This window comes from Acinetobacter pittii, assembly GCF_022449185.1.
GTDB classification, from domain to species: Bacteria; Pseudomonadota; Gammaproteobacteria; order Pseudomonadales; family Moraxellaceae; genus Acinetobacter; species Acinetobacter pittii_I.
Map to the genome: position 1 here is coordinate 186,103 of NZ_JAKUKO010000004.1, position 17,685 is coordinate 203,787.

Annotated in this window: 19 protein-coding genes; 6 read left to right on the plus strand and 13 right to left on the minus strand. The window is 39.2% G+C overall.

The window, feature by feature from the left end; all coding sequences use genetic code 11:
• Positions 1 to 98: 98 nt before the first annotated feature.
• Positions 99 to 1,547, minus strand: a complete 1,449-nt coding sequence (calB, locus tag MKX14_RS11200) for a coniferyl aldehyde dehydrogenase (RefSeq protein WP_002115149.1) — start codon at positions 1,545 to 1,547, stop codon at positions 99 to 101.
• A gap of 112 nt (positions 1,548 to 1,659) precedes the next feature.
• Here calB and MKX14_RS11205 point away from each other — a divergent pair, with 112 nt between their 5' ends.
• The 5 genes from MKX14_RS11205 (at position 1,660) to MKX14_RS11225 (ending at position 5,488) form a co-directional block, all read left to right on the plus strand.
• Entirely contained in the window at positions 1,660 to 2,352 is a 693-nt protein-coding gene (locus MKX14_RS11205; protein WP_002114968.1) for a TetR/AcrR family transcriptional regulator, read from the plus strand.
• A 74-nt stretch (positions 2,353 to 2,426) separates the two neighbouring features.
• Complete coding sequence (gene purU / locus MKX14_RS11210) at positions 2,427 to 3,290, plus strand: formyltetrahydrofolate deformylase (RefSeq protein ID WP_240282461.1); 864 nt, start codon at positions 2,427 to 2,429, stop codon at positions 3,288 to 3,290.
• A gap of 380 nt (positions 3,291 to 3,670) precedes the next feature.
• On the plus strand, positions 3,671 to 4,420 hold the full coding sequence (locus MKX14_RS11215; protein WP_002114938.1) for an energy transducer TonB: 750 nt from the start codon (positions 3,671 to 3,673) through the stop codon (positions 4,418 to 4,420).
• Positions 4,421 to 4,463: 43 nt separating this feature from the next.
• On the plus strand, positions 4,464 to 5,084 hold the full coding sequence (exbB, locus tag MKX14_RS11220; RefSeq protein ID WP_001011664.1) for a MotA/TolQ/ExbB proton channel family protein: 621 nt from the start codon (positions 4,464 to 4,466) through the stop codon (positions 5,082 to 5,084).
• Complete coding sequence (locus MKX14_RS11225; RefSeq protein ID WP_000885432.1) at positions 5,084 to 5,488, plus strand: ExbD/TolR family protein; 405 nt, start codon at positions 5,084 to 5,086, stop codon at positions 5,486 to 5,488. Before exbB ends, MKX14_RS11225 begins: the two co-directional genes overlap by 1 nt.
• A 57-nt stretch (positions 5,489 to 5,545) precedes the next feature.
• Here MKX14_RS11225 and msrA read toward each other — a convergent pair whose 3' ends face one another.
• From msrA to lgt, 7 genes are all read right to left on the minus strand, one after another.
• Positions 5,546 to 6,070: a peptide-methionine (S)-S-oxide reductase MsrA gene (msrA, locus tag MKX14_RS11230; protein ID WP_002114706.1), complete on the minus strand. Its 525-nt coding sequence runs from the start codon at positions 6,068 to 6,070 to the stop codon at positions 5,546 to 5,548.
• A gap of 100 nt (positions 6,071 to 6,170) precedes the next feature.
• Positions 6,171 to 7,226 carry a DUF4105 domain-containing protein gene (locus tag MKX14_RS11235; protein ID WP_240282462.1) on the minus strand — a complete coding sequence of 352 codons (1,056 nt, stop codon included), beginning with the start codon at positions 7,224 to 7,226 and terminating at the stop codon, positions 6,171 to 6,173.
• Positions 7,227 to 7,240: 14 nt separating this feature from the next.
• Positions 7,241 to 7,750, minus strand: coding sequence for a dihydrofolate reductase (gene folA, locus MKX14_RS11240; protein ID WP_003654807.1), 510 nt, complete (start codon positions 7,748 to 7,750; stop codon positions 7,241 to 7,243).
• Positions 7,751 to 7,794: 44 nt separating this feature from the next.
• A complete protein-coding gene (gene thyA, locus MKX14_RS11245; protein ID WP_240282463.1) occupies positions 7,795 to 8,637 on the minus strand; it encodes a thymidylate synthase in 843 nt (280 codons plus the stop codon).
• 187 nt (positions 8,638 to 8,824) lie between these two features.
• On the minus strand, positions 8,825 to 9,190 hold the full coding sequence (locus MKX14_RS11250; RefSeq protein ID WP_240282464.1) for a hypothetical protein: 366 nt from the start codon (positions 9,188 to 9,190) through the stop codon (positions 8,825 to 8,827).
• 9 nt (positions 9,191 to 9,199) lie between these two features.
• Positions 9,200 to 9,559 (minus strand): hypothetical protein, encoded by a 360-nt coding sequence (locus MKX14_RS11255; RefSeq protein ID WP_240282465.1) that lies wholly within the window; start codon positions 9,557 to 9,559, stop codon positions 9,200 to 9,202.
• Positions 9,560 to 9,632: 73 nt separating this feature from the next.
• Positions 9,633 to 10,451, minus strand: a complete 819-nt coding sequence (gene lgt, locus MKX14_RS11260; RefSeq protein ID WP_240282466.1) for a prolipoprotein diacylglyceryl transferase — start codon at positions 10,449 to 10,451, stop codon at positions 9,633 to 9,635.
• Between the two features lie 93 nt (positions 10,452 to 10,544).
• Between lgt and MKX14_RS11265 the strand changes: the two genes are divergently transcribed.
• Positions 10,545 to 11,324: an NRDE family protein gene (locus MKX14_RS11265; protein WP_240282515.1), complete on the plus strand. Its 780-nt coding sequence runs from the start codon at positions 10,545 to 10,547 to the stop codon at positions 11,322 to 11,324.
• Between the two features lie 49 nt (positions 11,325 to 11,373).
• Here the strand turns inward: MKX14_RS11265 and MKX14_RS11270 are convergent, their stop codons facing one another.
• The 5 genes from MKX14_RS11270 to tatA all read right to left on the minus strand — a co-directional run bounded on the left by MKX14_RS11270 (position 11,374) and on the right by tatA (position 17,476).
• Complete coding sequence (locus MKX14_RS11270; RefSeq protein WP_240282467.1) at positions 11,374 to 13,707, minus strand: PhoX family protein; 2,334 nt, start codon at positions 13,705 to 13,707, stop codon at positions 11,374 to 11,376.
• Positions 13,708 to 13,912: 205 nt separating this feature from the next.
• Positions 13,913 to 15,865 carry a PhoX family protein gene (locus MKX14_RS11275; RefSeq protein ID WP_240282468.1) on the minus strand — a complete coding sequence of 651 codons (1,953 nt, stop codon included), beginning with the start codon at positions 15,863 to 15,865 and terminating at the stop codon, positions 13,913 to 13,915.
• A 175-nt stretch (positions 15,866 to 16,040) separates the two neighbouring features.
• Positions 16,041 to 16,811: a twin-arginine translocase subunit TatC gene (gene tatC / locus MKX14_RS11280; RefSeq protein ID WP_017398798.1), complete on the minus strand. Its 771-nt coding sequence runs from the start codon at positions 16,809 to 16,811 to the stop codon at positions 16,041 to 16,043.
• Positions 16,808 to 17,245, minus strand: a complete 438-nt coding sequence (gene tatB, locus MKX14_RS11285; RefSeq protein WP_240282469.1) for a Sec-independent protein translocase protein TatB — start codon at positions 17,243 to 17,245, stop codon at positions 16,808 to 16,810. The genes tatC and tatB overlap by 4 nt, the downstream gene beginning before the upstream one ends.
• A 12-nt stretch (positions 17,246 to 17,257) precedes the next feature.
• Entirely contained in the window at positions 17,258 to 17,476 is a 219-nt protein-coding gene (gene tatA, locus MKX14_RS11290; protein WP_002114991.1) for a Sec-independent protein translocase subunit TatA, read from the minus strand.
• Between the last annotated feature and the right edge of the window lie 209 nt (positions 17,477 to 17,685).

The window sequence follows — 17,685 nt, forward strand, 5'->3', positions numbered from 1 at the left end:
CATTCAAGGGGCGTTTTATACCAAAAATACGATTAAAAGACAAGCGAAATTGGTAAAAACGAGGCATGATTTAGTATAACAGATCATGCCTTGATCAGTTAGCGCAACAAGGTTTTCGAAATGAATCGATGAATCGGCTTATTGAACGGTGGAAGAATATATTTAAGGCTATAAAGTTTTGGATTTGACATCACCGAACGCTCATGAGAAAGGCTAAAAAAGCCCTCTGGTCCGTGATATTTACCCATACCTGATGCGCCAATTCCGCCAAACGGTAAATCATCTTGTGCAACATGGGTAATCACCATGTTAATTCCGAAATGCCCTGAATGGGTGTGCTGTGCAATATAGTCAGCACGCGCTTGATCATAGTCAAAATAATACATCGCTAAAGGACGTGGACGACTATTAATGAATTCGATGACTTCTTCTATTTGGTCATATTCTAAAATCGGTAGAATAGGCCCGAAGATTTCATTTTGCATAATATCCATTGCGGTCGTCACGCCAGTGACTAAAGTCGGTGCAATTTTGCGGACATCATCTAAAATTTCATTTTGCGGATTAATTTCAACAATACGTGCGCCTTGATCACGGGCATTTTCGAGATAACCCTGAATGCGGTTGTACTGTTTATCATTAATAATAGAAGTGTAGTCTTGGTTGTTTCTGAAATGAGGATACATTCCTGCCACAATCAATTTAAAGTTTTCGATGAACTCGGCAGTTTTGCCTCGTGGTAAGAAAATATGATCTGGTGCAACACAAGTTTGTCCTGCATTCCACAATTTACCTACAGCAATACGTTGGGCAACATCTTTCATATCCATAGATGCATGCACAAGGGCAGGAGACTTTCCGCCTAACTCGAGAATTACTGGAACTAGGTTTTGAGCTGCGGCTGCCATCACTGTTTTACCAACAGAAGTTGAGCCTGTGAAAATCATTTTGTCAAAAGGCAAATGACTAAACGCATCTGAAATAACGCCACCACCATTTACCACAGCAACTAATTCTTGTGGGAATGCTTCTGCCAATGCACTTTCAAGGACTCTTCCAAAATTTGGAGAGGCACTAGAAATTTTGATCATTGCATGATTGCCCGCAGCTAATGCACAGATCAGAGGTCCAACCGAAAGTAATAATGGATAATTCCATGGTGTAATAATACCAATCACACCCATAGGCTGATATTGTACCCAACCTTTTGCTGGCTGATGTAATACACTGATGTGGCGTTTTGATGGTTTCATCCATGCAGTCAGATGTTTACTGTAATACTTGATTTGTTCCAAACTCGTGAGTAGTTCACCAATTTTTGTTTCCATAACTGCACGATTGCCATAATCAAGGTTAATTGCTTCGGCAATCTGATCTTGATATTTTACCAAGACTCTTTTAAGACGAGCTAAACGATCAATACGCTCTTTAGCAGTGGGTACCGGATGACGTAAATAAGCGAGCTTTTGTTGTTCAAGCAAGTCATGTAAATGCTTAACATCATAAGGAAGCTGAGTCTCTGGATTTGTTTTTGTTTGACTGTTCATCGGTACTTACCAAATATACTGATATACTTATTTTTTAGAGTAAATACTCTAAATAGTCAAGTCGGTTTATGTGTTTAAGTCTTAACCATGTGAATTATTAAAGGTTATTAAAATGTCTCTACCTAAAGCTCTGAAGACAAAAGACCGGATTTTACAAATCAGTTTGCAGCTTTTTAACGAGCGAGGTGAACGGTCGGTTACAACCAATCATATTGCTGCGGAGTTAGGTATTAGCCCTGGAAACTTGTATTACCATTTCCGGAATAAGCATGAAATTATTAAAGAATTAATGTACCAATATCAGGTTGAGACTTTGGAAATGCTTTCGTTACCTGAAGACAGACCATTAACGACCAATGATAAAATCAACTATTTTCAGGTATTAAGTGGTCAACTTTGGAGTTACCGTTTTATCCATCGTGATGTCTATCATTTAGTTGAAAGTAACGAAGACTTTAAAAAGATTTATCCTCGTTTTGCGGGACAGGTCATGCAACAGGGGCAAAAGATTTATCAAGCCTTTGTCGATGCCGGCCTTATGAAAATGACACCATCTGAAATTGAAGCGCTCATTATTAACTTATGGATTGTATTAACAAACTGGACAAACTTTTTATATATGTCTGGTCACATTAGTGACAATAACCACTTAGAAGAAAAATGGGTTTGGCAGGCATTACGTCAAATGGTTTTCCTTGAAGGCCCTTATCTTATGGGGGAAAGCCGAGCAACTTACGAGCAGTTGCTTGATTCACTGGGGCCTTCTGATCTATTCGCCAGCTTGTCGTCGTTAAAAGATGAATAGTTGTACTTGCTTATTTAGAGCGCTAGAATACTCGGCTTATTAAAAATTTGACTCAATTAAGTGATATTAACCAAATGAATATGACCACTGCCAATACAGCCCGTTTACTGATTACTTGTGAAGACAAGCCTGGGATCGTACAGGCTGTATCGAGCTTTTTGTACCACCAAGGTGCAAACATTACCGCGCTTGATCAGTATGCGACGGAAGCTCAGGGTGGGCGTTATTTCATGCGTGTTGAGTTTGAACTTGACCATTTACAGTCACGTAAAGATGCATTAATTCAAACATTTGCTGCCAACGTTGCTGAGCGTTATAGCATGCAATGGCGTCTTGCTTTCGTAAATGAAATTAAAAAGGTTGGTATTTTAGTTTCTAAAGTCGATCATGCTTTACTTGAGTTATTGTGGCGTCATGCACGTGGGTCGTTACCTTGTGAAATTACACACGTGATTTCTAACCACGAAGATTTACGTGAATCTGTTGAGAACTTCGGTATTCCATTTACTGTAATTAAAGTAACTAAAGACAATAAAGCTGAAGCTTATGCACAAATTGATGAAATGATGCAGGGCAATGACTTATTAGTTCTTGCACGCTACATGCAGATTTTAAGCGAAGATTTTGTTGCGAAATGGGAAATGAAAATCATCAATATCCACCATTCTTTCTTGCCAGCTTTTGTTGGGGCAAATCCTTATAAGCAAGCTTATGAAAAAGGTGTGAAGTTGATTGGTGCGACAGCTCACTATGTGACGGCTGATCTAGACCAAGGCCCAATTATTGAGCAGGACGTTGAGCGTGTAAGCCATGACTATAATGTTGAGCAATTACGTGAGCTAGGTGAAGATGTTGAGCGTAATGTATTGGCTCGCGCAGTAAAATGGCATTTAGAAGACCGTATTATTGTTGATGGTAATAAGACGGTTGTTTTTTAAATAGCGCTTATTTTAAAGAAGCACGCTTCATGCGTGTTTTTTTATATCAAAAAAATTATTGAAATGATATAACGTAACAATATTGAATGATTTTATGGTAAGATTTGATCTCTTCATAGTGAAATTAGCCTAACTATATAAGTTAGATTAAACACTTTGTGAACAAGAGATACGCGTTCATGTAACTATGAGAAAACAAAAGCAAAGACACTCAACTGATACAAATTAGTGATATTGAGCAAATGTTTTTCTCAAAAAATAGTTGCAAATGAAAACACTTCTCATTTATTATTGTGGCACTTTATTGTTCTATCCGATGTTTGAAATCGTTTCTACAAATAGAAATCTGAAATCATCATCCATTAGGTAATTAGATTCTTATGAGTCAATCTTCCGCAGCCTTAAACTCTCCCAATCCGATGAAAAAGAAAGTCATCACGGCACTAATTGCGGTTGCAATTGGTCATATCGGGGTCTTATGGGCGGTCAGCCATATTAAGCCTGCTGAATTAAAGCCAATCGAGAAGAAGCCTTTACAGGTACGTTTCGTAAAAATTCAAGAGCAACCAAAACCACTACCTCCTAAGCCAAAGGAACCGCCTAAAAAGCCGGAACCTAAAAAAGAGGTAAAAGAAGTTAAAGTTGTTGAAAAGCCTGTGACACCACCTAAAAAAGTGGAAAAAATTCAACAGGTGAAAAAGGCTGAAACACCAAAAGAAACAGTAAAGACAGAACCTAAAGTTGAAACCAAAGTGGTAACAACAACTGTTACTGAAAAAGTTATTGAAAAACCAAAACCAGTGGTACAAGAAGCGCCTAAAGCTCAACCTGCCCCAGATCCATCACCGAAACGCGTTTCAATTGGTGGTTCGGGTGTACAGTGGAGCCGCTCACCACGTTTAACAGTTTCTTCAAAAGATTTACAAGGCGAAGCACGCTCTGTCATGGTACTTATTGAAGCCGATGAGAAAGGCAAAATTATTAATGTACGAGTGACTAGAAGTAGTGGTATTTCAAGTCTAGATGACAAAGTTGTACGTGCTGTTCGCGGTGCGAAATTTAAACCTTATATGGAAAATGGTGTTGCTTATCCAATTAAAGCAGAGCAACCCTTTGATTTAACCCCTTAAATGAATTTGAGTCCCAACGGCTAACCTTAATCAGGAGTTCAATATGAACTTTTCAATCTATTGGCAACATGCAGATGCAGTGAGTAAAACCCTGTATTTCATCTTATTGGCAATGTCGATTGCTACCTGGACAGTTTTCATCTTACGTTTGATGGGGACTCGCCAGCTAAAACAACAAGCTTATGCTCAACTTTCTCAGGCTATTACTTCGCTAAAAGCAAAGTTACAACCGTTGAGTTTTGAACAGCGTAAAGCGGTTGCAGAGCAGGCATTACTTCGTCAGATTTCTGCTGAAAAAGCCAATGCTGATAAAGGTATTTCTGTTTTAGGAACGATTGCTTCAATTGCACCATTCGTAGGTTTGTTTGGTACGGTTTGGGGTATTTTCCATGCGCTGGTTGCCGTAGGTAAAAGCGGACAAGCAGGTTTGGCTCAAGTGGCTACACCTGTAGGTGAAGCACTGATTATGACGGGTCTTGGTCTTGCAGTTGCGATTCCAGCGGTATTAGCTTATAACATTTGTGTACGTGCAAACCGTGGTCTTGCTCACGACTTACAAGACCAAGCGCACAGCTTGTTAATTGACACAATGTTGCAGCAAGACTCAACTGTAAAGTCTGATGTTAAAACTGCACAGCAAAGTTACGTTGGAGGTCAAGCTTAATGGCTTTTCAATTGGGTGAAGACCACGATAGTGGCATGAATGAGATGAATCTCATTCCGCTAATCGACATTATGTTGGTGTTAATGATCATCTTTTTGGTCACAGCAACAGTTGCCAACCCATCGATTCCATTAACGCTTCCTAAAACAACTGCTGAAATTATTGATCCACCACCAAAAGCAATTACGATTAGTATCAATGCAAATGGTGAAGTGGCTTGGGATACTCAAGTAATTAGCCTAGATGAGCTTCAAAAACGTTTTCAAGAAGCAGGTCAAGGCGATGTTAAACCAACAGTTCAACTTCGTGCTGATAAAGAGTCGAAGTACGATACTGTTGCTCAGGTAATGTCTCGCGCCAGTGAAGCCGGACTGAGCGATATTGCCTTTGTAAGTGAAAACTAAAATTTAGTTTACTCAATAAAAAAGCAACCAAACTGGTTGCTTTTTTATTGCTCTGACTTACTGATCTTTCATCAGATGCTGGAATTTACTATATAGCTTGAGCAGCTTTGGTGGAATCGCAAAGTTGCAATAACCTTGTGAAGGATTCTTTGCATAGTAATTCTGATGATATTCTTCTGCTGGATAGAATGTCGGAACAGGAGACAGCTCAGTCACAATATCAAGATCGTCATTTTTTAGCGTTTGAATCGTGTGTTCGGCAGCCTGTTTTTGTTCTTCGTTATAATAGTAAATAACAGAACGGTATTGAGTACCAATATCATTACCTTGGCGGTTTAAAGTTGTTGGGTCATGCGTTGCAAAGAACACGTCGAGTAACTGGGAGTAAGTTACTTGCTGTTCATCAAAGTCGACTAAGATCACCTCAGCGTGCTGGGTGTCTCCTTGACATACTTGCTCGTAGGTAGGGTTAGTGGTGTGTCCACCTGCATAACCACTAGTTACTTTTTCTACACCACGTATTTGTAAAAATACAGCTTCGACGCACCAAAAACAGCCGCCGCCAAATAATGCCTGTTGCATTGTTTTTCCCTCTATTTCCTATCTATTACAATAGGGTTTATCTATTTAGATTACAAAGAAAAGCGTGTATAAAAAAGTAAAGAAAAGTGCATTACTTATTTCATTTAGCTTTAGGTAAACCTTGTCGAACTATTTGAGAGAAGTGTTCACTACTCTGATCTGAAAGCTGTTCAAAATTTTCAGTACGTGGATTGATATGTGCAATTTGATACCACTGTTTTAAACTGACATTTTGATTAAGTGCTTTAAGATCATATAAATAATTAGGTAAGTAACCTGAAGCGATTAGACGATAATCTTTAGGAAGCTGATATGGGTTAATTGCTTGAACCATATCAAAAATTAAGGTTGTACAGTTACTCGTAAGGGTATTGTACCACTCTGGTTTTGTACGCAACTCATCTGATTTTTTAAGATATTCTAAAAATAAAGCCTTTTGTTCAGCATGGGGCATATTAACTGGAAAATTATAAACTTGCTCTTTACGGATATTGCTACGCGTGTAGACGATATCTTTTTCATCAGATGCAATTAAACTCAGTTCATATTTTCTAAAAAATCCGCCAATTGCCGAAAACTCTTCAGTTTTTTCTTTACGAATCTCGATTGAGAAGACTAAAGGTTGCTGATTCTTAAATTCGAAGCTTACCAGTGTATGAGCAATTTGTGGCCCCATCCAGTAAGAGGCAATGATGTTTATTCCATTTAACTGGTTGAGGTCAAAAGTTCGAGTTTCCCAGCGAACATCATAGGTGCCATCAGGATGCCAGTTGAAGTTACGGACATTGTGCAAAGTGACTACATCGCCATGCTTTTCATAACTGAGCATATTGGCAACTTCAGGATTCCAGTCTCGGTCTTGACGTGCAGTAATCGAAAAATACCAAACAAGAGAGCAGGCAAAAGCTAAAAGGTAAATCAGGATGTCTGTACGTCTGCTAACAAGATGACCTTCAACATATAAGCCAGCCATACTGAGAGCAAAAGCAATCCAGATACCAATGAGTATGCGGCTGCCTAACACACCAAAAGGTTGTTGAACCCAAAGAGCTAAACATAGCCAAATGCTGGAAAGCACAATAAACAACGTGAATAGACTATGTAAAGCACCGAAGAGGAGGGCGATAATAAATTCACGTGTTCCGATATTGTGCATAGGCATCCATAAAATTATTTTTTATAAGTAGCAAACTCGAATGAAGTTCCTGATTTTTCATCAACTTGCTGCTCACTTGCAGTTTTGTGAAATTCACTCGGTATTGTTGGATAATGTGCATCACCTTGCACATCTAAGTCAACATGAGTAAGTTCAAGACGGTCTGCAATTGACAATGTTTGCTTGAAGATCTCACCGCCACCAATGATGAACAGTGCTTGTTTTTCAGTATTCTTTACATCTTCTAAAGCTGCATTCAAAGCATCTTCAATTGAATACGCAACTTTAACGCCGTCAAATTGCCAGTTAATGTCACGGGTAATTACCCAATTCACACGGTTCGGTAGAGCACGGCCCATAGACTCAAGAGTTTTACGGCCCATCACGACCACACCACCTTGGGTGATTTCTTTAAAGTGTTTTAAATCGGCAGAAATATGCCAGGGCAACGCATTGCCTTTACCAATACAGTGATTTTTGTCCATTGCCACAACGTGGACAACTTCTACATTTTGCCATGCCATAATCTTGCTCTCTAAACCGTAATCTAATGAAATTTAAGCCGTTGTTATACTGCAACTGGTGCTTTAATTGCCGGATGTGATTCGTAACCTACAATTTCAATATCTTCAAATTTGAAATCAAATAAGTCAGTTATTTCTGGATTTAGTTTCAATTGGCATAGCGGTAAAGGCTCACGTGTCAATTGAAGTTTAGCTTGTTCAAAATGGTTGGCATAAAGATGCGTATCGCCACCTGTCCACACAAAATCACCGACACCTAAACCACACACTTGAGCAATCATATGGGTGAGTAGAGCATAACTCGCAATGTTAAAGGGTACGCCTAAGAACACGTCAGCACTACGTTGATAAAGCTGGCATGACAATTTATTGTCTTGTACGAAAAATTGGAAGAGTGTGTGACAAGGTGGCAAAGCAACTTGTCCAGCTTCATTTGGGTTCCAACCAGAAACGATTAAACGGCGTGAATTTGGATTGGTTTTAATTTCGTTAATTAACCATTTGATTTGGTCAAAACCATCTTGATTATAAGTACCGTCAGCATTTTTAGTCGCGCCGAAATTACGCCATTGGTGGCCATAAACAGGGCCTAGTTCATGTTCTGGGCGGCCAAAACGAGCTGTTTGTTCTGCGGTTGCCCATTCGTCCCAAATGGTGACTTTATTGTCTTTTAGATATTGTACGTTGGTGTCGCCTTTTAAAAACCAAAGTAACTCAATCACAATAGAACGGAAGTGAACTTTTTTTGTGGTGAGTAAAGGAAAACCTTTAGAGAGATCAAAACGCATTTGATGACCAAATACAGAACGGGTTCCTGTGCCTGTACGGTCGCCTTTGTCACCGCCATTATCAAGGATATGTTGTAGAAGGTCTAAATATGCACGCATAACACTCTCGAGTTCGGATTAATTCCATCAAATAAAAGGGAAAGATAGGTCAGATGATATATAAATACTCAAATGTATAAATACATAAATGTGTAAATACATAAATGTATAAATACTCAAAGATGATACCTGTTGTCGCTCAAGATGAAAATCTAAAATTAGTTCTATGGCATTTTGATGAATGTAATTAGTCAAAACGCTTGGCACGATTTTGATAAATCGAAACAAGAAAAAATCCAACCAGTACAAAGCCTAAAGCTTGTATCATTACGATCCAATTGTGCTGAGGTGGCAATATCCACACCACAATAGCAACAATAATGAAAGGATAAATTCTCAGCAGAAACTGGAAGTTAGATTTATATAAACTACGGTCTGGAATTTTTGTTTGTAAATATTGCCCGAAATGAAGTCCGAAACCTAACACAAGGCTAAGAACAGTGTAAGTCGGTGATAAAGGCTGGACTTGATTGGCTGCATAAATTGCAACACAAACAACAATAATGAAGATAAGTTTGATGTGACGCGGTGCGTTGTACCAATAAGCCAACATAGATTGAGCCTATTTATTAAAAAGTGATTGCGGGGAAAAGATAAAAGCTGCAAGCGCCATAAAAGCGATTCCTTGAACACCCCAGATCAGCAAGTTTGGCATTGTTTTAACAAAAATAAGTGCAAATAAAAGAGCGATAGGGATCCAAGTCAGCAGGCGGTAAAGCAAACCGGTTGGGTTACTTTGAGCAAAATGCAATTTAAAATAACGGCAGATTAAAAAAATAACGCCAGTTCCCGTAAACATTAAAATGGTATCTAAAGGCAATGGCTGGTATTGATATAGCCCAATACAGATCAACAAGGTAATAATTAAAATCATTAATTTTTTAAAAGTTGGGACTTGCGTGTTAAACCAGAATTCCAGCATAGCGAATCTTCTTTCTTGGGAGATAAAAACTGTAGCATAAAAAAGAGGAGCCGAAACTCCTCTGATTTAGATGTTAACTGTTCTTTTGAGGGCCCCAGTCATAAATTTTCTTTTGATAGGCATACCACATCATCCAAAGGCCAATGAGTAGCATTGGAACGGTGAGGATCTGACCTTTAGTCATCCAGCCAAATAAAATGAAACCTTGATCGGCATCGGGTTGGCGGAAGAATTCCATTACAAAACGTGCAACGCCGTAACCCATTAAAAATAACGCTGAAACCGCCATACGTGGACGAGGTTTTGAACTAAACCACCACAAAACAATAAAGAGTAATAGCCCTTCGCAAAGCGCTTGGTAGATTTGAGAAGGGTGGCGTACCAATTGTAATGGATCGGTTGGGAAGATCATACCAAATGGATAATTTGGATCAGTGACCGCACGACCGTATAACTCTCCGCCAATAAAGTTACCAATACGTCCGAACATTAAGCCTGTCGGTACACAAGGGGCAATAAAATCGAGGGTCTGGAACCATGTTTTTTGATATTTTTTACACCAAAATAACATCGCAATCATGACGCCTAAGAAGCCACCATGGAAACTCATACCGCCTGTCCACACTTGGAATAACCAGATGGGATTTTCAAGGAATTTATCAAACTCATAGAAAAGCACATAGCCGATACGTCCGCCGAGTACAACACCTAAAGCGCCGTAAAACACCAGATCGGAAACCATGTCCGATGTCCAGCCATCACGCTGTTTGGCACGGTAGGAAGCAAGTCCCCAAGCACATAAAAATGCCAATAAATACATGAGTCCATACCAATGGACTTGAAGAGGTCCTAGATGTATTGCGACCGGATCGATATTAGGATAGGTCAGCATTGCTGCTCCTTGATCTTACGTTTTGACAGATTGTAGCGGAATGATGTGAAAAATGTTGTACATTCAATGTGTAAACATAGGGAACAAGAATCGATGTGTATTGTGGCTTTAGCATGGCATGTTCTGGATGATATGCCCTTGTGTCTTATTTCAAATCGGGATGAATTTTATCATCGACCAACTGCATTGTTACATCAATGGGAAGGTACCCCGATTATTGCGGGGCAAGATTTACAGTCGGGTGGGACTTGGATGGGTGTTACACCACAAGGTCGATGGGCTGTGTTAACCAATTTTCGTGATGGATATGATAAGAAACAATACCAAACTTCTCGCGGTCATTTAGTTCAAGCTTTTTTAGAGTCTGATTTATTGCCAATTCGCTTTGCTCAGCAATTAGAACAACAGCAACAGAACTTTGCTGGGTTTAACCTGTTTATGGGAAATGTGGATCAGGCAGTCTATATGAGTAACCGCGGGGAAGCTCCTCAAGTATTAGCCAACGGCGTTTATGTGGTTTCAAATGGTTTGATGTCCGATCACTGGGAAAAAACCAAACATTTACGAACCCGTTTTACGCAAGAGTTTTTGCCTATGCATCAGCACAAAACAGAAGAGTTAAGCTTGCAACATGCAGCGTGGGATATTTTAGAAGATGAGCGTAAGGTCACCACAGCATTGTTGCCAAATACGGGCATTCAACCAGAAATGGAAGAGTTATTATCATCGACTTTTATTCAAAGCCCAGTATATGGAACACGTTGTTCGAATTTTTTAAGAATGACCAATAATGAATGGATTTGGTTGGAAAAGACCCAGCAAGGCGAACATAGCGGTCAAATTGTGCAGCAACAGGTTCTCTTAAATCGATAATAATAAAAATGCCGATCAAGTGATCGGCATTTTTGAGATGAGGAACAAATTAACCAGCAATAACGCCGCCATCTTTACGGGTAATGACTACAGTTGCTGAGCGTGGGCGCGCAGTTTTGTTATTTGGGTCTTTTTGTGTAGCAGGCCAGTTACTGTCTGGTGTCGCGTAATTTATAGAATCTTCACCAGGGTGCTGAACATTAATGAAGATTGCTTTGTGGTCAGGTGTCATCGCAATACCTGTAATCTCACATTGCTTTGGTCCAACCAAGAAGCGGCGTAATGTTGAGTCTGTGACTTTAGCGCCTACTAAGGTTTGCTGGCCATTTGAAGTGGTTGCTGCCGCACCATCGGCAATCTGGCCTGGTAATGCAGCAAGCATCATACAGTTGGTTACATCTGTATACGCGCCATCGTCTGTTTGAATCCAAAGTACACCACGTGGGTCAAACCACATACCATCTGGAGATGAAAAGTCATTGTTATCTGTTAGGCCAGATAAATTAACGTTTGAAGCCATTGATGCTTCTGCACCAAATAGGTAAATATCCCACTTAAAAGTTTCGGCAGTTGTTTTGTCATCAGTTTCTTTAAAACGGATAATATGGCCGTTCACATTACCTTTTTGCTCTTTGGTACCATTATATAAATCTGTGTAATTACGTGGATTGGCCGCATCAGTTGGATAGTCTTTACCACGATTTGAGTTGTTAGTGAGCGTGACATAGACTTCGCCGTTCACTGGGTTGACCGTACACCATTCTGGGCGGTCCATTTTTGTCGCACCGACGGCGTCACCCGCTAAACGTGCAAATGTCACAACATCTGCTTGAGATTTAAATGGATAAGTGGTGTTGCTTTCATTTAAGCCATTTTTGCCATAAGCAAGTTCAATCCATTGACCTGAACCATCGTTATTAAACTTAGCAACATACAATTTACCAGCGTTCATGTATTTGTCGCCAATTGCATAACCGCCATTTATATCTTTTGCATCCCACACTGCGGTAGAGACGAATTTATAGATGTATTCACCACGAGAGTCATCACCCATATAAAATGCTAATGGTTGACCTACAACGGCACGGCAAGCACTGTCTTCATGTGCAAAACGACCAAGTGAAGTACGTTTAACTGGGTTTTGACGTCTATCAAATGGATCAATCTCGACCATCCAGCCAAATGTATTTGGTCCATTACGGTAGTCTTCGGTGGCTTGTGTAGCTTTTACATCGGCATTCCAGCGGTCATAGAGGTCTTGTGACTCGATTTGACCAATCGCAGTTTCCCAACCGTAACGAGAACTTGCACCTAAATAAATTTGTCGTCCTTGTTCATCAACGTTAGGGATTAACTCACCATTTTTATCTTTTTCATAAATGATTTTGCCCTCGGTATCTTTTTTAGGAGCACCTTTCTCATCTTTCTCATAACGATAGAGCTCATCTTTTTTAACACCTAAGCCATAACGCTTTAGGGCAATTTTTTCTGCATCTGTACGAGCATATTCATCGCTACCTGAACGTTGGAAATAACCAATAAAGTTTTCTTCCGTGGTTAAGTATGTGCCCCAAGGTGTATACCCATTACCGCAGTTATTATGGGTACCGCGAGTTTTACGTGCAGTAGGGGAGAAGCGAGTTGCGAGCAAGCTAGAACCAGCTGCTGCACCTTCAAAATCCATCTCTGTTGATGCTGTAATACGACGGTTAAAAGCAGAACTTTTATCAATTGTTACTTGTTGAGTTGTTGGGTCTTTTTTAATGTGAACAATAGAAACGCCATGCGCATTGGTTTCACGAATGACTTCATCTTCAGGACGGCGACCGTCAACCTTAGTTGGACCTTTTGGGTGAAGGAAGGTCTGGTTGATATATTCGTGATTCATGACTAACAAACCTTCAGCTGAAACACTTTCGTCAAAGCGGTTTGTTGAAGTATTTAAGCCAAAGAAATGCATACCATCATGACAGTCGCCTGAACGGAACTGAAAGCTTGGGCCTGATGGAATATTATTGTCGTCCCATTCGCCAAAATTAGGGTTGATTGAATCACCCAATGCATAAATGACATTCGCTTCATAACCTTCTGGTACGGTCACAATATCATTATGGTTTTTCGCAACTGCGGTAAAAGTTAATTTTTCTGGTTTTTTATTTGGATCTACAGGTGTGGTTCCACCGTTGTTAGAACCTGAATCATCATCGCTATCATTACAGCCTGTTAAGGTAGAGGCTAAAGTTAACGCTACAGCACCACTTGCTGCTTTAGTAATCAAACTACGGCGACTGATGTGTTGTTCTAAAATGTCGCGGAAGTGGATATTGTCAGAAGTATTATTATCCAATTCTTGGTCTTCATGATATGGCGTCAGCTCTGTCATGGGAAATTCCTAAGTAAATAAAGAGATTGTTCTAAAATTCTTCATGAGCTTAGTTTATGAATGTGACGAGGCGTTGACGTTTTGATGATAAGTTAATGAAAAGTTCTGTAATTTTTCATTTAATTTTCATAAAAAGTAAAAGCTGAATGTAAAAACATTAAAGCTGACCTTAGCCAGCTTTAATGTTTAGAGAGGCTATGAAAAATTATTTAGTTGTGACTGAAGGGGCAATTGGGTCTGCTGTAATATAGCCGACGTTAGCACTATAACCATTGTTGTAATTTTGGTTAATTAATGCCTTAACATCCTCAGGTACACTACTACTGTCGCCTGGATGTTGGAAGTTGCTCATGATGTAAGTCCAACCATTGATTGAATCTACAGCATGTAAACCTGTTGACTCTGCACCTGCAGGTGTAGAAAGCAGTCGTGTTAATTCTTTGGTATCTACATTGTATGCCCACAAGAAGTTGTTCACGTGGTTACCTGAGTCTTCACCAATGAATAATGTACGTAAAGTTTCAGAGAACTTCAGATTGTCTGGGCTGGCAATTTTGTCTGGATTCGCTGTATTACCTAAACTATCTTTCGCAGCAAGATCTTCACCCATGAGTAGCATATATGAGTAAAGAGGAACCCATTCGCTATTGATTGCGCTGCCTTCATTGTCTGTAAAGCTATTACCTAACTTGTGTGCAAGCACGCCACCAGCAGTAATTTTTTTAGAGAACGCGACATTATGTTCTGCAACATAACCTTTACCGCCAATGACCATTGAATCTTGAATATTAGCTAAAGCAGAGTAAGCAACTTTATCTTTAATATTTACGTTAGTACCTTCCATCTTGGTAAACGCCATACTTGCACCTTTTAGTGCTGCATAACGATGTGTTTCCAAGAAAGCTGCTGCTTTTTCCATACCTGGTTTAAGTTTGACCCAAAGCTGTTTCTTTGCCAAAGTGATTTCAGTATAGCTGGCATCATTTGGATTGGTTGTTAAACTTTCCATGATGTCAGTTGACTTAATCCCACCAGCAACTAAATCCTCAATTTCTTTACTTGTCGCATGGCCAAGTTTGATCCATTGAATGCTAGCAGTTGAGGTTTCAGTTAGCGTATTGATGTATTTAGCAACATAGAGCGTACCTGCCGATAAATCTTTTTCTTTATCTGCAACGAACATGAAGAAGCCACCGTTGGTGTAGTCATCACCCATAATGGCAGTACGGTTGTCTGGCATAACATGGATAAGTTCGTGAGAAATACGACCTAAACAATAGTGTTTTTTAATGCTACCAGTACCATCAAGGTTAACTGTTACTTCTGGCAAATGACCGTAGTTATATGGGTTTGCTTTAGTTTCATCACCAAAGAAGTATTTACCAAGATATTTTGGATCTGTACCGCCAATGCCTTGATTGAATGCATCTGGCTCGTATTCTTCACTTGATAAGTGAGTGTTCCAAGGTGATAAGCTAGCACCGCAAGTAATCCATAAACCGTGTACTGGTGCAGTATCAACATTGAAGTATTTTTTAAGTTCTAGGTGACCTGTTTTTTGGTCTTGATCTAAAGTCAAAATTGCGATTGGAGATGGTAGTTGACCGTAAGTATCGCCGCCTGCTTGGTCTTTAGAGTTGTATTCAAATTGAACAACGTGGAATACTGGGTTTGCTACACCTTCAACTTTCGCACCTTCTAATTGAATTAGAGATGAACCATCTGGACAGTCTGAAAAGAATTGACGTTCTTTACCAGCAACTGACTTATCCATAATTGGATTGCCGTTAACATCAAAATAACCACCCGCGATAATCGTCCCACCACCGTGCTTTGGTACGCTATCACCTGTTTTAAAGAAGGGTTTATAAGCGAGTTGGTATTCAGTACTGGTTGAGTTTTCCCAGTCAATTTTTAATTTAGAATTCACTAAAGTTGTTGCACGGTCTGCCGCAGTTGTTGGCGCTGGCATTGCTGTGAATTTTGCATTTTTAAATTTGCTTGGTTGTGGTGTTGGAGTGACTACTGAGCTGTCATCACTATCATTACAACCTGCTAATGTTGCTGCCGTAGCCATCGCCCCTAATGGTAGAAAAGGAATCCCCGAAAACCATTTTAAAATTTCGCGACGCGTTGGTTGAGTAGAAGCAGTTGTCATAAGAAATCCGTAAATTTTGTGGGTATATTTGTTGAGTTGATTCTATGGACTGAAAATGACACTTTTCTTACATTTTTAAGTCATTTTGAAGACAGTTTATTGCTTTGTAGATTGAAAAGTGTTCTACATAAAAAAGCCGGAACTTGTAGGTTCAGGCTTTTTCTTAGAAATCATTTTATTCAGCAGAATGGGCTTTTCTTTTCTCAAGAATTTTACCAAAGAGCAATCCCAGCTCAAAAAGCAACCACATTGGAATGGCTAACATCACCATTGAAATTGCATCTGGCGGTGTAATAAACATCGCTACAAAAAAACATCCAACAATAATAAAACGTCTTTTTTCAGCAAGGCTTTTTGTATTTACCACACCGATTAAAATAAGGAGAAGCGTAGCGATTGGAATTTCAAAAGTCAGTCCAAATACTAAAAATAACTTTAAGCAGAAGCTTAGGTAGCTATTAATATCCGTCATCGGTGCAACAGTTTCAGGCGATACACTAATAAAGAAATGTAAAATTGCCGGAAGAGTAATGTAATATGCAAAAGCAACACCCGCATAAAACAAGACAATACTACCGATGAGTAATGGTAGTGCTAAATGACGTTCTTTTTGATAGAGTGCTGGACGAACAAATGACCAAATTTCATAAAGAATAAATGGCATTGCCAGCACAAGTGCGACAAATAAATTGAGTTTAAAAGGCGCCATAAAGGTTGCAGTGACATCTGTTGCAATCATTGACGAGGAGGTTGGAAGTTGCAGCCTCAAAGGTTCAGATAGTAATTGGTAAGTATTATTTCTAAAAGGTAATAAGCAAAAAAATAAAAATAAGGTTACTCCGACAATCCTAAATAAATGACGTCGTAAAACGACCAAATGGCTCATGATTGGCATTTGGTCTAAATTTTCCTGATTATTTACAGTGGTTGAAGGCAGTTGGTTCATACGGCAATCTTCAATTTAACAGGTGATGTCTCTGAAATATCAATTGATGATGCTAAAGGCATAAATTTTCTAATGTATGGGACTTTATAATGGCCAGATATAGGAAGACATATCCGAATAGGTTGGGGCACTGATTTGGTTGCCTCAGCCTTATCTATATTTTCAGAAATATTCTGCTTTTGAATTTCTTCAAGCTGTTGTTGTACTTTACGTTCTAGTGCTTCAATGCGGTTGAGTTCTTCTTGCATTTCTTTTCGAAACTCAGAAAGACGCAACTCTTGATCAATCTCATTTTGCAAATTAGTAATATAACGTTTTAGGCGAACATACCAACGACCAGCAAAGCGTGCAGCTTCTGGAAGTTTATCCGGGCCTAAAACTAAAATTGCAATAATTGCAAAACAGAGTAGCTCTGTCATTCCTACATCAAGCATGGTCGAAAACCTTTAGCTTTTTACTGATGTGCTGTCAGGTGTTTTGACTTGGGCATCAATTGTACGTGGAGTATTAAGAGCAGTAGTCTCATCTTCTTCACGAACTGATTTTTTAAAGTCTTTTACTGCACCGCCTACGTCTTTACCAATATTTTTTAATTTCGACGTACCGAATAATAAAATAACGACAATTGCAAAAATAACGACATGCCAAATAGATAAACCGGCCATAATCTTATACCTCTTTTCAGTTTGCTTTATATCAACAGGTTGCCATGACAGGAATGTGACATTTATATGTCATTTTTAAGACAATGAATGACTTTCAAAACCTAAAAAGTTAATTTTATAAACCGCATATCTTCTTTTTTTTATTTATACATAGTTTGAAAAGAGTCACTTAAATTACTTGAAATGGAGAGTACATTTCATTTTGAAAA

What these genes read in the sequence shown, in the direction of transcription:
- MKX14_RS11235 (WP_240282462.1), bottom strand. Translation starts at nt 7,226, where the DNA reads ATGCACAATATCGGAACACGTGAATTTATTATCGCCCTCCTCTTCGGT.
- MKX14_RS11225 (WP_000885432.1), top strand. Translation starts at nt 5,084, where the DNA reads ATGGCTTTTCAATTGGGTGAAGACCACGATAGTGGCATGAATGAGATG.
- tatC (WP_017398798.1), bottom strand. Translation starts at nt 16,811, where the DNA reads ATGAACCAACTGCCTTCAACCACTGTAAATAATCAGGAAAATTTAGAC.
- purU (WP_240282461.1), top strand. Translation starts at nt 2,427, where the DNA reads ATGAATATGACCACTGCCAATACAGCCCGTTTACTGATTACTTGTGAA.
- msrA (WP_002114706.1), bottom strand. Translation starts at nt 6,070, where the DNA reads ATGCAACAGGCATTATTTGGCGGCGGCTGTTTTTGGTGCGTCGAAGCT.
- MKX14_RS11215 (WP_002114938.1), top strand. Translation starts at nt 3,671, where the DNA reads ATGAGTCAATCTTCCGCAGCCTTAAACTCTCCCAATCCGATGAAAAAG.
- calB (WP_002115149.1), bottom strand. Translation starts at nt 1,547, where the DNA reads ATGAACAGTCAAACAAAAACAAATCCAGAGACTCAGCTTCCTTATGAT.
- tatA (WP_002114991.1), bottom strand. Translation starts at nt 17,476, where the DNA reads ATGGCCGGTTTATCTATTTGGCATGTCGTTATTTTTGCAATTGTCGTT.
- thyA (WP_240282463.1), bottom strand. Translation starts at nt 8,637, where the DNA reads ATGCGTGCATATTTAGACCTTCTACAACATATCCTTGATAATGGCGGT.
- MKX14_RS11250 (WP_240282464.1), bottom strand. Translation starts at nt 9,190, where the DNA reads ATGTTGGCTTATTGGTACAACGCACCGCGTCACATCAAACTTATCTTC.
- MKX14_RS11275 (WP_240282468.1), bottom strand. Translation starts at nt 15,865, where the DNA reads ATGACAACTGCTTCTACTCAACCAACGCGTCGCGAAATTTTAAAATGG.
- lgt (WP_240282466.1), bottom strand. Translation starts at nt 10,451, where the DNA reads ATGCTGACCTATCCTAATATCGATCCGGTCGCAATACATCTAGGACCT.
- MKX14_RS11205 (WP_002114968.1), top strand. Translation starts at nt 1,660, where the DNA reads ATGTCTCTACCTAAAGCTCTGAAGACAAAAGACCGGATTTTACAAATC.
- MKX14_RS11265 (WP_240282515.1), top strand. Translation starts at nt 10,545, where the DNA reads ATGTGTATTGTGGCTTTAGCATGGCATGTTCTGGATGATATGCCCTTG.
- exbB (WP_001011664.1), top strand. Translation starts at nt 4,464, where the DNA reads ATGAACTTTTCAATCTATTGGCAACATGCAGATGCAGTGAGTAAAACC.
- tatB (WP_240282469.1), bottom strand. Translation starts at nt 17,245, where the DNA reads ATGCTTGATGTAGGAATGACAGAGCTACTCTGTTTTGCAATTATTGCA.
- MKX14_RS11255 (WP_240282465.1), bottom strand. Translation starts at nt 9,559, where the DNA reads ATGCTGGAATTCTGGTTTAACACGCAAGTCCCAACTTTTAAAAAATTA.
- folA (WP_003654807.1), bottom strand. Translation starts at nt 7,750, where the DNA reads ATGGCATGGCAAAATGTAGAAGTTGTCCACGTTGTGGCAATGGACAAA.
- MKX14_RS11270 (WP_240282467.1), bottom strand. Translation starts at nt 13,707, where the DNA reads ATGACAGAGCTGACGCCATATCATGAAGACCAAGAATTGGATAATAAT.